Source organism: Lentimicrobium saccharophilum (genome assembly GCF_001192835.1).
In the GTDB taxonomy this organism is placed as follows: Bacteria; Bacteroidota; Bacteroidia; order Bacteroidales; family Lentimicrobiaceae; genus Lentimicrobium; species Lentimicrobium saccharophilum.
In genome coordinates this window covers 745,185-760,099 of the sequence record NZ_DF968182.1, presented here as the reverse complement: position 1 = coordinate 760,099, position 14,915 = coordinate 745,185, and the positions used below count along the sequence as shown (strand labels likewise).

The window sequence follows — 14,915 nt, the reverse complement described above, 5'->3', positions numbered from 1 at the left end:
GTAGTCAATATTTTTGGGATTACATTCCAAAAACTATCTCTTTTTTCAAAGTTTTGGGATTTCATTCCAAAAAGTATCCATCCTTACAAAGTTTTGGGATTCTATTCCAATAAACCTGGTAGAATTTCAGCGGTTGTAATTCCGAAAGGCCATAAAGTATCAATTAATAAGGCTTTTTTGATCTTGTTGTACTTATATGATAAAACTGAATCCTTAACCTTTTTCGTTCCAAAACGAAAATGGTTATGATTTTCTTCGTTTCAAAACGAGAAAAGTCATGTTTGCATATATTAACCTGTGTATTTCCCCACAATCGGCATACGCCGGCCCATACCGAAAGCCTTGGGCGAAACGCGCAGGATGGGTGGAGTCTGATACCGTTTCCACTCATTTGTATTCACCATTTTCAGCACGCGGGCAACCAGTGCCGGGGCGAATCCCATTGCTTCCAGTTCCCTTTTTCCCTTACGCTTCTCTATATACTGGAATAGCAGTTGGTCGAGTACATCATATTCGGGCAGCGAATCGCTGTCTTTCTGTCCGGGCCGCAGTTCAGCCGAGGGCGGTTTTACGATTGAGTTCATCGGAATAACTTCCGTGATCCGGTTTATATAATGCGCCAGTCGGTAAACATCGGTTTTGTAGACATCGCCGAGCACCGAAAGCCCGCCGCACATATCGCCGTATAGGGTGCCATACCCCACCGCTGCTTCACTCTTATTACTGGTATTCAATAGAATATAACCGAATTTATTGGCCAGTGCCATCAGGATCACCGCCCTGATCCGTGCCTGCATGTTTTCCTCGGTTAACCCGAATGGCAAATCCTTGAAAAAAGGCTGCATGGTGCTTTCAAGTGTATGGAACGTATCTGAAATCGGGATGACCTCATAGGGACAGCCCAGGTTGACCGCCAACACTTTTGCATCTTCAACGGAATGGTCCGATGAAAATTCAGAAGGCAGCAGGATGCCGTGTACGCTCTGCGGACCAAGCGCTTCTGCAGCCAGGGCAAGGGTGACCGCAGAATCAATACCGCCGGAAAGCCCGAGTATCGCCTTACCAAATCCCATTTTCCCGAAATAATCTCGGATGCCGAGCACCAGCGCATCATGAATCAGGGCGATATCGCGTACTTCCTCGGCTATCTTAACTTCAGGCGCAACCGGTGCATTGTACCAGGATTCACCGGTTTCAATAATCTTCATTCCTTCCTTAAAAAAAGGCAGGGCTTCCCGGATATTTCCACCGCTGTCGCAGGCCATGGAGCCACCGTCAAAAATCAGCTCGGTCTGGGCCCCGGTATGATTCACATAAATCACAGGCAATTTATATTTCAACGCATTATCCCTGAGCACCCGCCTGCGGGCAATTGCCTGGTTGTAATGAAAAGGTGAAGCGGCAATATTGATAATCAATTCCGGTTTCATTGCGAACGCCTCATCCAGCGGAAACCTCCGGTAAAGCGGAATATCCCCGGTGTTCCAAATATCTTCACAAATGGTAACAGCCAGGCGGGTCCCGTTTACTTCAACCACTCCTGATCCGGTCGCCGGTTCAAAATAACGGTATTCATCAAACACATCATAATTGGGCAGCAGGCTTTTATGTACCAGTTGTTTTACCTGCCCGCCGTCAAATATCCAGGCCGAGTTAAACAGCGGCTTTCCCCTGCCGGTGAGGTTGCGCGAAGGCCCGCCGACAATCGCAGCGATGCCATGGCATTCCGCAGCAATTTGCTGCATACATTCTTCCGACCTGCTGATGAAGTCGTCAAATTCGAGATAGTCGCGGGCGGGATAACCGGTGACGGCAAGTTCTGCAAAAACAGCCACTTCGGCGCCTGAACGTTGAGCCAGACGCAGTTGTTCAATAATTTTCAGGGTGTTGCCATCAAAATCACCTATGACGTAATTCAGTTGCACCAATGCTAATTTCATAAATCATCCGGATTAAGAGGGACGAAATTACGCAATTCTGAAGCTTAAAACTGACAACAGGACCGATTCAGCGAAATATACCGCAAAACCGCACTTTGTGGCATAAGTGCCACACCGGGAGCAAATAATTCCCGGGTATGCACACTCGTAAAATCCGAAGATCTGCCAGGGAGATGAACCGGCAGCAGCTTAAAAGAGTATGCTATATCAGAAAAGTTCAGAAGATAATTCCAAGGGTAATTTCAAAAGCGTTTGGTACTGCATGATGCTCAACGGTGCTGTCTACCTCATTATCGCCCTTCAGCACATCGCTCAATCCGTTCAAAAAATTGATGCCGGCAACCAGCGCTGTGGAGTTATCAATGGGGTATTCCACCCCTGCGCCAACCACCATGGAAACCCTGAAAAGATTGGTTTGTGAATCAATGGTACGCCAGTCTCTGTTTACCGTTGATGGAGGGGTTACCGATTTAAAACTGTCTTTCGCCTTTGAGCCTATCCTGACCCCGGGCTGCAGACCGATTTGTCCGAAAAAGCGAAAATCCCCGATATCATTGGTTTTCATCTTGATCAGCATGGGAATATCAATATACTTAAGCCGGTACTGCCGGTTCAACACCCCGATGTTGAAGGATTCGATATCCGGATATGATATTTTACCATTGTGGAAGGTGACGTTAAACCCTGAAGAGAATGCGTAATTCTCAGCAAAGTAAAAATCGGTAATCAGCCCCCAGGAGATGCCGGGAACAGCACCTTCGGAGGAGTAGTCTTCAGCATCCGTCCGCAGCCAGCCAATATTCGGGGAAACTTTAACACCCATGGCGATCGATTTATACTGGGCGAACGCACCGGTAAAGGAAACAAATAAAAGCAATAATGCAAGGAGCAGCGTTCTTTGTATCAATTTCATAATCGGGAAATTTAAGTATTTTTACAAAAATACAAACCTTTTGCCACAATAAATAAGAGGAATGGCAAGTTTATTGTTATTGACAAATTAAACTGGTCATTTGTTTATTCAGACAACCTTAACAAAAAAGCAATGAAAAAGTATCTGATCGCAATACTTGTCCTTTTCGCTTTTACCTCAACCGCGCAGGTTCCGTATTTTACTTTCGGCCCCAAGGCCGGTGCTTCATTCTCCAGATTCAACGCTGATCAGGACCAGATAGAAGAAGAAATGAAAAGCTCCCTTCATTTCGGCGCATTCGTCAGGATAGGCGACAGGGTTTACCTTCAGCCGGAACTGCTTTTTATGAACCGAAAGGGTGATCTTTCTCAAACAGAGGTGGCCGGCAGCACGAAATCGCTGCACATAAAAACGCTGGATATCCCCGTTTTACTCGGCGGCAAACTAATTGATACGGATCTTTTCAATGTCAGGATTCTGGCCGGTCCGGTTGCATCGCTTGCCGTTAATAAAGACATCAACAGTGAAAACTGGGAAAACACCCTCACCGGTGATGATATCCGTGCCGCCAATTGGGGCATTCAAACCGGCGCCGGGGTGGATCTGCTTATGTTCACCATAGACCTGAGGTATGAATTCGGAATTTCCGACTTCTCAAAAAACGAAGGCCTGACACTGAAAAACAATATGTTTACCGTAAGTCTTGGCTGGAAAATACTTTAGGTTGCCTTTTTACGTTTAAAAACCCCTGCCCTCCCCATGTCAGGGGTTTTTCGTTATTTTGTGCCGGATAAACACCAATCTTTCAGGTATAATGAATTCCAGACTTGCTACACTGATTTTCCCAGCCCTTCTCCTGTTTGCTGCCTGCACCGGCAATAACACGGAAAAAAAAACCGCGTCAGACGGCTCAGATTCATCATCATTCACGAATGTGGAAGAAGGATTCAGGATCAGGCGGTACGAACAGGTATTGTTTGGCCCGGGTGAAGCCGGTTTGGAAAAAAGGCTCAGGGCCGTTGCCCCTGATTATGCTGTTTTTCTGGGAACCGGAGATATCGGCGATGAAGAGGTAAATCAACTGAAATTGTTTATCAGTGATCCTCAGAACAAAGCTTCCTATGAGTCGGTAATGCAGCAGTATCCTGACCTGGGATGGCTTGAAAAAGAACTTGAACAGGCCTTTGGAATATTCGAAAAGGAAATTCCGGGAGGCAGGAAACCACTTACCTATTCCTATGTTTCGGGATACGATTTTCATTTACCCGTCAAATATGCCGATTCGGTACTGATCATTGCCCTTGACATGTATCTCGGGGAGGATCATGAAATGTACAAGAAACTGGGGATTCCGCTCTATCTATCCCGGCGTTTTACCCGAGACCATATCCTGCCTGATGTGATGAAAGAAGCGGGTATGCTGCTGATTCCTGAAAAAAGAAGCGCCTATACCCTGCTTGATGCAATGCTAGAACAGGGAAAAACCCTCTATTTTACCGATGTTACTACCGGAAATACAGAAGATCAGTTTAAAATCGGCTTCACTGCAGCGCAACTGGACTGGTGTGTTAAAAATGAGCGCAATCTCTGGCAGTTTATCATTGAAAATGAGCTGTTGTATAAAACTGATTCGAAAGCAATGAGTATGTTTATGGTAGACGGTCCGTTTACATCCTCCTTTTCGCAGGAATCGCCGGCCCGCACCGGAGCCTGGCTGGGCTGGCAGATTGTAAAAGCCTATATGAAAAAGAATAATGTGAGCCTGAAACAACTCCTCGACAACGTCAATTCACAGGAAATACTGGAGAAATCAGGCTATAAGCCAGGAAAAGGATAATCAGAACTTCATATCCCTGAGCTGCATACGAAGATGGGCCTTGCGCAGCACCTCCAGCTTTTCTTCCCTGGTGAGGATGGACCAGTTGGCTATTTCATCCAGATTGCGGAAACAGCCAACACACATACCTTCCTCATCAAGCCGGCAAACCCGCTTGCAGGGAGATTTTGGCTCAGGGATTACTTTTTCCGGTTCCACTAATTATTGTCGTTTTGATCATTCTATAAACCTGTAAGATATCTAATTGTTCACAATGATAAAATAAGGTTCCTGTCATGCTTATTTCAGGAATTCAATAAATGATTTTCAAGACTTGTTGAATGGACCGGAAATTTTTCCTACATTTGTATGATATTTTAAGATACTAATATTCAGTAGATTAAATAGTTGCTTCAGGTGTCATATTTTACGGTAGCGGTAAAAGCGGCTCAGTTCCGTTTCATACGTGAAAAATTCTGATAACATGCTCGTAAAAACATTCGGCAGTTCAATCATAGGCATCAATGCAATCACCATAACGGTTGAGGTGAACATGGACAACGGGATACAGTTTTTCCTGGTTGGTCTGCCCGACAGTGCCGTTAAAGAGAGTCACCAGCGGATTGAAGCCGCGTTGAGAAACAACGGGTATAAAATTCCCGGAAAAAAGATCGTCATCAATATGGCGCCGGCCGATATCCGCAAAGAGGGATCGGCCTACGACCTTACCATTGCCACAGGAATCCTGGCCGCGTCGGAGCAGATAAACCCGGCTACCGTGGGTAACTATGTAATCATGGGCGAATTGTCGCTCGACGGCGGCTTACAACCCATCAAAGGGGCGTTGCCCATTGCCATAGAGGCACGCAGGCAGGGTTTCAAAGGCTTTATCCTTCCGAAACAGAATGCACGGGAAGCGGCTATTGTGAGCGAACTTGAAGTTTACGGGGCGGAGAACATCCTGGATGTTATCCGGTTTTTCAACGGAGATGCAAGCCTTGAAAGGGAGATAGTAAATACCCGTGAAGAGTTTTATGCCCAGCTGAACGAATATGAATTTGACTTCTCGGATGTTAAAGGTCAGGAGAACATAAAGCGTGCGCTCGAAATTGCCGCTGCCGGAGGTCATAACGTAATCCTGATTGGTCCACCGGGCTCGGGTAAAACCATGCTGGCCAAGCGGCTTCCCTCCATACTGCCGCCGCTCAATCTTCATGAAGCATTGGAAACCACAAAGATACATTCTGTTGCCGGAAAAATGAGCCGCCATGCCTCCCTGATTTCGGCACGACCATTCCGCAGTCCGCACCACACCATCTCTGACGTGGCCCTGGTCGGCGGCGGGTCGAATCCCCAGCCGGGAGAAATTTCACTAGCGCACAACGGAGTGCTGTTTCTTGACGAATTGCCGGAGTTCAAGCGGACCGTCCTCGAAGTGTTGCGGCAACCGCTTGAAGACCGGCTGGTAACGGTTTCGAGGGCGAGGCTCACCGTGGAATATCCCGCAAGCTTTATGCTGGTAGCCGCCATGAACCCCTGCCCCTGCGGCTTCTACAATCATCCCGACAAGGAGTGCGTTTGCGCACCCGGGGTTGTGCAGAAATACCTTAACAAAATATCCGGCCCCCTGCTCGACCGTATAGATATACAGGTGGAAGTAGTGCCTGTGCCTTTCCGTGAACTTTCGGATGTAAGGATTTCTGAAAAAAGCGATGCAATCAGGGAAAGGGTGGTAAAAGCCAGGCAGATACAGGAAGAAAGATATAAAGAGCACAAAGGCATTCATGCCAATGCCCAGATGAGCAGTAAAATGCTGAGAACCATCTGCAGGATAGACGAAACCGGGCACACCCTGCTCAAAAATGCCATGGAAAAACTGAGCCTCTCGGCACGGGCATACGACCGCATCCTGAAGGTGGCACGCACCATCGCCGATCTTGACAACAGCCCTGACATCCGGCCCGACCATCTGGCTGAAGCCATACACTACCGCAGTCTCGACAGGGAAACCTGGGGCCTTTAGCTGACTAACCTCAACCTCACCGAAAACATGTTGAACAAAATAAAGATACTTTTCAGATTTCTGACTTACCGACTGAAAGCCAAAACAAAACATGCGGTCCACTCCCCTTTCGTTTATGATTTTATCTGCAATGTACTGGAAGATAAAACTGTTTACCCTGACTATAAAACTGTTGAACAACAGGTAATCCGGCTGAGGCGGAATCCCAACAGCATTGAGACCGTGGATTTCGGTGCACGGAAGGGAAGGACAGGTTATACAACAAAACTGAGGAAGGTAAAGGAAATCGCAGCAACCACCGGTATCCCCCGGAAATATGGCCGGTTGCTGTTCCGCATCGTTAGGTACTTCAAACCGGAAACAATGCTGGAGCTGGGCACATCGGCAGGCATAAGCACTATGTATCAGGCCATCGCCGCACCCTCTGCCACGATTAAAACGATAGAAGGCTGTGCATCCACTGCTGCGCTTGCCCAGGAGAGCCTGAATTCGGCCGGGTGCAGCAATGTTTCGCTGGTGATGGGAAATTTCAACAAAGTATTGCCCGAAACGCTCGGGTCGCTCCTGAAGGTTGATTACGCCTTTATCGACGGAAACCATACCTACGAAGCCACCGTGAATTATTTTGGCGAAATTGCAGCGAAGTCAGGGAACGATGCACTGCTGATTTTTCACGATATTCACTGGTCGGCAGAGATGGAAAAAGCCTGGGAGGAAATTATCAAACATCCGCGTGTAACAGTCACAATTGACCTGTTTGACATGGGACTGGTATTTTTCCGCAGGGAACTGAGCCGGCAGCACTTCGTAATCCGGTTCTGAAAGCTGTATAAATAACATATAGTCCGCTCATTGGCCAAAGCAGAAGGCCGAAGTGAAGAGGTTGAAAATTTAATCATCCCCGCTTTTACAATTATTCCTAACTTTGTTCGTTGTGAAGTAAACCAGGACCATGAACCAGGAAGTTATTAGGCTTGACGGGATCACCCGTTTTTTTAAAGTAGGCACCGAAGTGGTGCGCGCCCTCAGGGGAGTGTCCCTCACCATTAAAAGAAATGAGTTTGTCGCGCTTATGGGGCCTTCAGGTTCGGGTAAATCCACCCTGATGAACCTGCTGGGCTGTCTCGACACCCCGACTTCCGGAAGCTACTGGCTCAATGGCAAGGATGTCAGCAAGCTGGAGGACAATGAACTGGCAGAGATCAGAAACAAAGAGATCGGATTTGTTTTTCAGACATTCAACCTCCTGCCCCGGCTTACCGCGCTTGAGAATGTGGCATTGCCAATGATCTATGCAGGTTCGCCCAAACCTGATCGTTTGGAACGGGCCATGCAGGTGCTTGAGGATGTAAAGCTTACCGATCGCGTGAAACACAAGCCCAACGAACTATCCGGGGGTCAGCGGCAGCGTGTGGCGATTGCCCGGGCATTGGTGAACAAACCCTCCATTATCCTGGCCGACGAGCCCACCGGTAACCTTGATTCTGTAACTTCGGTTGAAATCATGGGATTGATTGAAGATATTCACAAAGCCGGGAACACCATTATCCTGGTCACACACGAAGAAGACATTGCCCGCCACGCCCACCGGATCATCAGACTTTCTGACGGACTGGTCGCCTCCGACGAGCTCAACTCCAATATCCGGACCATGGATTTTTACAAGCAGAAAGTTACTGCCGGATGAACAATTAGCAAATCAACTTGTTTAAGATTTTCTAATTAATATTAAACATTTCGATGGATTGCGACTGGAAAATTTATACCAGAACCGGCGATAAGGGACAAACATCACTGATCGGCGGTACCAGGGTGCCCAAGTATCATGAGCGCATTGAAGCTTATGGCACGCTTGATGAACTCAATTCCTACCTCGGACTGATCCGCGATCAGGGGGTAGATGCCAGCATTCATGAACTCCTGCTTGAGATCCAGGACAGGATTTTTACCGCGGAATCGCTGTTGGCCGCAGATCCCGCTAAAGACCTCAGAACGCTTCCAAAACTTTTTGAAGAGGATATCCTTTTGCTGGAAAATGAGATTGACAAAATGAATGAATCCCTTCCGCCTATCAGTTCGTTTATTCTGCCCGGAGGGCATCCCATTGTTTCGCACTGTCATATTGCCCGGTGTATATGCCGCAGGGCAGAACGTCTTACCATAAAAGTGGTGGAAAATGAGGTCTCAACTTTACAGGGGGAAATGGTAATCAGGTACCTTAACCGTCTGTCTGACTACCTGTTTGTACTGGCCCGCTGGTTTTCACATACGCTTAATGCCATTGAAACACCCTGGAAAGCAAGAACTTAATAAAAATTAAAAGTAAACATGAACCAAATGTTTATTTGAAATGTTTTTGACTTGCTTTTGACTATAATTAGAGTATTTTTGCAAAAAATTAAACCCGTTAACTTCTGTAAGAATGTATTGGACTTTAGAATTAGCCTCTAAACTGGAAGATGCTCCCTGGCCGGCTACCAAAGAGGAACTGATCGACTTCTGCATCAGGTCAGGAGCGCCAATGGAAGTTATTGAAAATCTTCAGGAGATTGAAGATGAAGGAGAAGTTTACGACAGCATCGAGGACTTGTGGCCTGATTATCCTTCCAAGGAAGATTTCTTCTTTCATGAAGATGAATACTAAAACACAACAGCCGCTGACAAAATGTCGCGGTTTTTTTTTGCAATTCAATCCCCCTCTTTTCCGGCTTTGATGCATGGCCTGGAAAATTCATCCGCATTTTTACAGGAAATTAGGCTAACTTTGCATCTGTTTGAAAACCCCGGCACATTTTTGGTACTTCCTCTGCGCCGGACAGGCACAAACCGAATAAACATCAAAAGCAATTCCATTGCATAATTATATCAGACATGCTTTCATTTCTTAAGAAATTCCTCGGCACCAAATCCGAAAAAGACATCAGGGAAATCACCCCTATCCTCAATAAGATAAAGGAAATATACCCCGAAATAGAAAAACTCAGCAACGATGCACTCCGCGCCAGAACTGAAGGTTTCAGAAAGCGCATTGCCGAGGCAGTCTCAGGAAAAGAGCAGCAGATCGCCGGTATCCGTGAAAAGATAGAAGCCGAACCTGATATGGATATGGACGAAAAGGAGCGGTTGTATGAACAGATTGATCAGCTGGAGAAGGAAGCATATCAGATCACCCAGGAGGTTTTGAACGACATCCTTCCCGAAGCTTTCGCTGTGATGAAAGACACAGCCCGGCGTTTTAAGGAAAACGAGGTGATTGAAGTTACCGCCACGCAGAATGACCGCGACCTGGCTGCCCTGAAAGCCCATATTGAAATAACGGGCGACAAGGCTTACTTCCATAACCGCTGGACTGCCGGCGGAAACCTGCTCACCTGGGACATGGTACACTATGATGTTCAGCTTATCGGCGGTATTGTGCTGCATCAGGGAAAGATCTCCGAAATGGCTACCGGTGAAGGAAAAACACTGGTCGCCACCCTGCCGGTTTATCTGAATGCACTGCCCGGCAAAGGCGTGCACGTGGTTACGGTGAACGATTACCTTGCCAAACGTGACTCGGAATGGATGGGGGTGCTTTATGAATTTCACGGCCTTAAAGTGGACACCATCGACAAGCATGAGCCCAACTCTGAAGCCCGTCGAAACGCCTACCTTGCCGACATTACTTTCGGGACCAACAACGAATTCGGATTTGACTACCTGCGCGACAACATGACCCGCAATCCCGAGGAGATGGTGCAACGCCCGCACAATTATGCCATTGTGGATGAGGTTGACTCCGTGCTGATTGACGATGCACGTACCCCCCTGATTATTTCGGGGCCTACCCCAAGGGGAGACAATCAGGAATTTGAACAACTTAAACCTGAAATCAAGAAGCTTTATGAAGCGCAGCGTAACCTGGTAACCAAACTGCTTGCCGAAGCCAAATCGCTGCTTTCCGATGGTGCCAGTCCCGATAATGAGAAAAAGGGCGGGGAACAGCTGTTCAGGTCCTATCGCGGACTGCCTAAAAACAAAGCGCTGATCAAATTTCTGAGTGAACCCGGCATGCGTGCCCTGATGCAGAAAACGGAAAACTTCTACATGCAGGAGCAATCCAAAAACATGCACATCATCGATGATGAACTTTTCTTCGTGATTGACGAAAAGAATAACACCGTTGAACTTACCGAAAAGGGCATCGACCTGATTACCACTTCCTATGAGGATCCGAAGTTCTATATTCTGCCTGATATCGGCGCAGAGATTGCTGAGCTGGAAAAATCAGGCCTTAAGGAAGATGAGAAGCTGGAGAAGAAAAACGAACTGATGCGCGACTATTCGGTGAAATCGGAGCGTGTTCACACCGTAAATCAGCTGCTGAAAGCCTATACCCTGTTCGAAAAGGACGTCGAATATGTGGTAATGGACAACAAGATCAAGATTGTTGACGAACAAACCGGACGTATCCTCGAGGGACGCCGTTACAGTGACGGCCTGCACCAGGCCATCGAAGCCAAAGAAAGTGTGAAGGTGGAAGCCGCTACCCAGACTTATGCTACGGTTACGCTTCAGAATTACTTCAGGATGTACAAGAAACTGGCCGGTATGACAGGTACCGCTGAAACTGAGGCCGGGGAATTGTGGGATATTTACAAACTGGATGTGGTGGTGATTCCCACCAACCGTAAGGTTATCAGGGACGACCGTGAGGACCTGGTTTACAAAACCAAACGGGAGAAATTCAACGCGGTAGCCGATGAAATTGTAGACCTCATCAACAAGGGCAGGCCGGTGCTGGTGGGAACCACCTCGGTGGAGACCTCCGAGTTGCTCAGCCGCATGCTTACCCTCCGCAAAATAAAACATAATGTACTGAACGCCAAGCTTCACCAGAAGGAAGCCGACATCGTTGCCGAGGCAGGACAGGCCGGCACGGTTACCATTGCCACCAATATGGCGGGTCGTGGTACCGACATCAAGCTGGGCAAAGGGGTAAAAGAAGCGGGCGGTCTGGCCATCATAGGTACCGAACGGCACGAGTCGCGCCGTGTTGACCGGCAGTTGCGCGGCCGTTCAGGTCGACAGGGAGACCCCGGAAGTTCACAGTTTTTTGTTTCCCTAGAAGATGACCTGATGCGCATGTTCGGATCGGAGCGCATCGCCAAGATTATGGACCGTCTGGGCCTGAAAGAAGGCGAGGTGATTCAGCATTCCATGATCACAAAATCGATCGAAAGGGCGCAGAAAAAGGTTGAGGAAAACAACTTCGGCATCCGTAAACGGCTGCTTGAATATGACGATGTGATGAACTCGCAGCGCGAAGTGATCTACCGGAAACGCCGCCATGCCCTTTACGGAGAACGTCTGGCCGTGGATGTTTCAAATATGCTTTACGATGTCTGCGAAAGCATTGTTGCCAGCCATCAGGAAGACCGCGACTATGAAGGATACCGGATGTCGTTGCTGAAAACCCTGGCTACGGAACCGGGAATTTCAGAGGATGAATTTCTCTCCCGGAATAAACAAAACATCACTGAAGAACTCTTCGACAGGGTTTATTCAAATTACCGGACCAAATGTGAACACCTCGCCCAACGTGCCTATCCGGTGATCAAGGATGTTTTCGAAAACCATCCCAGGTATGAAAATATCGCCATTCCCATCACCGATGGGATAAAATCGATGCAGGTGGTTGCCAACCTTAAGAAGGCTTACCTTGACAAGGGGCGAGAAATTACGCTGGCTATAGAGAAAGGCGTCACCCTTGGCGTGATTGACGATGCCTGGAAGGATCACCTGCGCGAGATGGACGAACTGCGCAGTTCGGTCCAGAATGCCACCTATGAGCAGAAAGATCCTCTGCTGATCTATAAATTTGAGTCGTTTGAATTGTTTAAAACCCTTATCCAAAAGGTAAACAGGGATATCACTTCCTTTATCATCAAAGCAAACCTGCCGGTACAGGAGCCCTCGCAGGTAAAAGAAGCCCATCTTCCCCGCCGTTCCGACAACAGCAGGCTGAAGGAAGAGCGCACCGATATGCTCAGCCAGGCAGGCCGTACCTCACAGCCACAGGTTACCGCGCCGGTAAGGGTGGAGAAAAAGGTAGGACGCAATGACCCCTGCCCCTGCGGCAGCGGAAAAAAATATAAAAACTGCCACGGACAAAATGAATAACCACGGACGGTTTTCCTTAATTTAACGCACTCAAACTACACCTTAAATGCGATGAAGAAAATCTCTACCCTGCTTTTTGCCCTGACTTTGTTCGGGTTCAGTTCGCCCGTCAGCATGAAAGCCCAGCTTGCTTACAGTCCTTTTCTTGATTCGCTTATCCAGCTGGCCGACCATCAGTCGATCCTGTTGCTGACCAGGCAGCTGGCAGGAGATACAACCGTCTTAATCGACGGCATACCCACCACCATCATTTCGCGACATTACAACAATCCGAACAACAGCAAGGCAGCCGACTTTATCTTCGATAAGTTCACTGAATACGGCTACACCCCTGAAGTCCACACTTTCAGCAACGGTCGGGGAGAAAATATCATCGCCACAAAAACCGGGACGAAATATCCGGACAAGGAATTCATTATCTGCGGGCATTATGACAATATGCCATCAGGATCTGTTGCACCCGGCGCCGATGACAACGCCTCCGGTACGGTAGCCGTGCTGGAAGCAGCCCGCCTGCTGGCGCCGTTCGACGCTGAATATACCATACGCTTTGCGGCCTGGGACGAAGAAGAGATCGGACTTGTGGGCAGTTATGCCTATGCCCAGCGTGCGGCCAACCAGGGTCAGCAGATCCTCGGGGTGCTGAACCTGGATATGATTGCCTGGGATTCGGACAATGACTATACGTATTCGATTGCAACCAATACCCTTTCCCAGGGATTTACCAATGATTTTCTCAGGACCACTGCATACTACCAGCCCCAGCTGAATCATAACTATTATTATACTACGGCCAGCGACCATGCCTCTTTCTGGCAATTTGACTATCCGGCCATGCTGGCCATTGAAGACTGGTACGATTTCAATGAATACTATCACACCCCCGGCGACGACATCGACATCCTCAACATGCCTTATTACGTTGCTTTTGTCAGGGCTTCCATTGCCAATATTGCAGCGCAGGGATGGGATCACCGATTTTATTTTCATCATGATCCGGTAGTTTCGGGAAACTCTGTGGAAGAGCGCGAAGCGGTGCTTATTGTAGAAGGCTCGCATCCGGTGGATATTCTCAATTATCCTCCGCGGTTATACTACTCAGGAAACGGTTCCGGCTTCGATTTTGTCACTCCTTATGAAGTGAGCGGTGACACCCTTCGCTTTATGATTCCCGGTTTTGCATTCGGAACAGAAGTAAGCTATTATTTTGCTGTCCAGGATTCTCTGGGAAGGCTTACAGCCTCCTACCCTGCCGGAGGGCTTGGCATTAACCCTCCGGGAACCCAGGCACCCGAATCTTTCTTCGTTTATGTGATCGACAACATTTTCTCCGCAAATACCTGCTCAACTACCACCCCGGTTGAAATCATTGACTACCAGAACACCTACGACCTGATAACGGTGGAATCCACCGGCACGGTGATGGATGTGGATGTGAACCTTGACATAACGCATACCCGTACAGGAGAGCTACGGCTGATTCTTACCGGGCCCGATGGCACGGTATCCATGCTGAGCGACCGCAATGGCGGAAACGGGGACAATTATACCAACACCACTTTCGACGATCAGGCCGAGATGATGATTACTGAAGGTACGCCGCCTTTCACCGGCCGGTTCCGCCCGGAGATGGCCCTGAGCGCCTTCAACGGGAAAACAGTTTCGGGCGACTGGCAAATCCGTATCAATGACGGAGGAGCAGGGAATACCGGAACGCTCAACAACTGGTGTCTGCATATCTTATACCTTGATCCCACAACCGGGCTTACGCTGAACGGGAGTGCTGAAGACGAATATCTCGGGCAGAATTACCCCAATCCCGCCAAAGGAACAACCACCATTGAGTTTAAGCTGAAGCAGCCCTCGGATGTTCAGCTGATTATATACAATATGCTCGGACAACCGGTAGCGCAGCTGGCAAACGATTATTTCAACGCCGGAAACCACCTGATTGTGGCCGGCCTGAATCAACTGACGCCTGGTCGCTATTTTTATCAACTGAAAACCGACCGGTTCAGCAAAGTGATGCCCATGGTCATTATCCGATAATAATAAACTGCA

At 48.2% G+C, this 14,915-nt stretch carries 12 protein-coding genes; 9 read left to right on the top strand and 3 right to left on the bottom strand.

All coding sequences use genetic code 11. The features are described from left to right. Window positions 1-290 precede the first annotated feature (290 nt). Together TBC1_RS02670 and TBC1_RS02665 are read right to left on the bottom strand one after the other, a co-directional pair. On the bottom strand, window positions 291-1,940 hold the full coding sequence (locus TBC1_RS02670) for an NAD+ synthase (protein ID WP_062038129.1): 1,650 nt from the start codon (window positions 1,938-1,940) through the stop codon (window positions 291-293). A gap of 217 nt (window positions 1,941-2,157) precedes the next feature. Further along, window positions 2,158-2,853 carry a porin family protein gene (locus TBC1_RS02665; RefSeq protein ID WP_062038126.1) on the bottom strand — a complete coding sequence of 232 codons (696 nt, stop codon included), beginning with the start codon at window positions 2,851-2,853 and terminating at the stop codon, window positions 2,158-2,160. A 132-nt stretch (window positions 2,854-2,985) separates the two neighbouring features. Between TBC1_RS02665 and TBC1_RS02660 the strand changes: the two genes are divergently transcribed. Continuing rightward, entirely contained in the window at window positions 2,986-3,576 is a 591-nt protein-coding gene (locus TBC1_RS02660; protein WP_062038123.1) for a porin family protein, read from the top strand. A 91-nt stretch (window positions 3,577-3,667) separates the two neighbouring features. Beyond that, on the top strand, window positions 3,668-4,690 hold the full coding sequence (gene gldB / locus TBC1_RS02655; RefSeq protein WP_062038120.1) for a gliding motility lipoprotein GldB: 1,023 nt from the start codon (window positions 3,668-3,670) through the stop codon (window positions 4,688-4,690). Here gldB and TBC1_RS17755 read toward each other — a convergent pair whose 3' ends face one another. Then, on the bottom strand, window positions 4,691-4,888 hold the full coding sequence (locus TBC1_RS17755) for a DUF1289 domain-containing protein (RefSeq protein ID WP_137305390.1): 198 nt from the start codon (window positions 4,886-4,888) through the stop codon (window positions 4,691-4,693). It lies immediately after the preceding gene. A 265-nt stretch (window positions 4,889-5,153) separates the two neighbouring features. Between TBC1_RS17755 and TBC1_RS02645 the strand changes: the two genes are divergently transcribed. The 7 genes from TBC1_RS02645 (at window position 5,154) to TBC1_RS02610 (ending at window position 14,903) form a co-directional block, all read left to right on the top strand. Further along, window positions 5,154-6,692, top strand: a complete 1,539-nt coding sequence (locus TBC1_RS02645; protein ID WP_062038116.1) for a YifB family Mg chelatase-like AAA ATPase — start codon at window positions 5,154-5,156, stop codon at window positions 6,690-6,692. Window positions 6,693-6,719: 27 nt separating this feature from the next. Next, window positions 6,720-7,514, top strand: a complete 795-nt coding sequence (locus TBC1_RS02640) for an O-methyltransferase (RefSeq protein ID WP_062038113.1) — start codon at window positions 6,720-6,722, stop codon at window positions 7,512-7,514. A 130-nt stretch (window positions 7,515-7,644) separates the two neighbouring features. Next, a complete protein-coding gene (locus tag TBC1_RS02635) occupies window positions 7,645-8,379 on the top strand; it encodes an ABC transporter ATP-binding protein (RefSeq protein WP_062038110.1) in 735 nt (244 codons plus the stop codon). Window positions 8,380-8,432: 53 nt separating this feature from the next. Beyond that, on the top strand, window positions 8,433-9,002 hold the full coding sequence (locus tag TBC1_RS02630; RefSeq protein ID WP_062038107.1) for a cob(I)yrinic acid a,c-diamide adenosyltransferase: 570 nt from the start codon (window positions 8,433-8,435) through the stop codon (window positions 9,000-9,002). 112 nt (window positions 9,003-9,114) lie between these two features. Beyond that, window positions 9,115-9,336 carry a DUF2795 domain-containing protein gene (locus TBC1_RS02625; RefSeq protein WP_062038104.1) on the top strand — a complete coding sequence of 74 codons (222 nt, stop codon included), beginning with the start codon at window positions 9,115-9,117 and terminating at the stop codon, window positions 9,334-9,336. 227 nt (window positions 9,337-9,563) lie between these two features. Beyond that, a complete protein-coding gene (gene secA, locus TBC1_RS02615; protein ID WP_062038098.1) occupies window positions 9,564-12,854 on the top strand; it encodes a preprotein translocase subunit SecA in 3,291 nt (1,096 codons plus the stop codon). A gap of 51 nt (window positions 12,855-12,905) precedes the next feature. Next, window positions 12,906-14,903, top strand: a complete 1,998-nt coding sequence (locus TBC1_RS02610) for a M28 family peptidase (RefSeq protein WP_062038095.1) — start codon at window positions 12,906-12,908, stop codon at window positions 14,901-14,903. The last annotated feature ends 12 nt before the right edge of the window (window positions 14,904-14,915 follow it).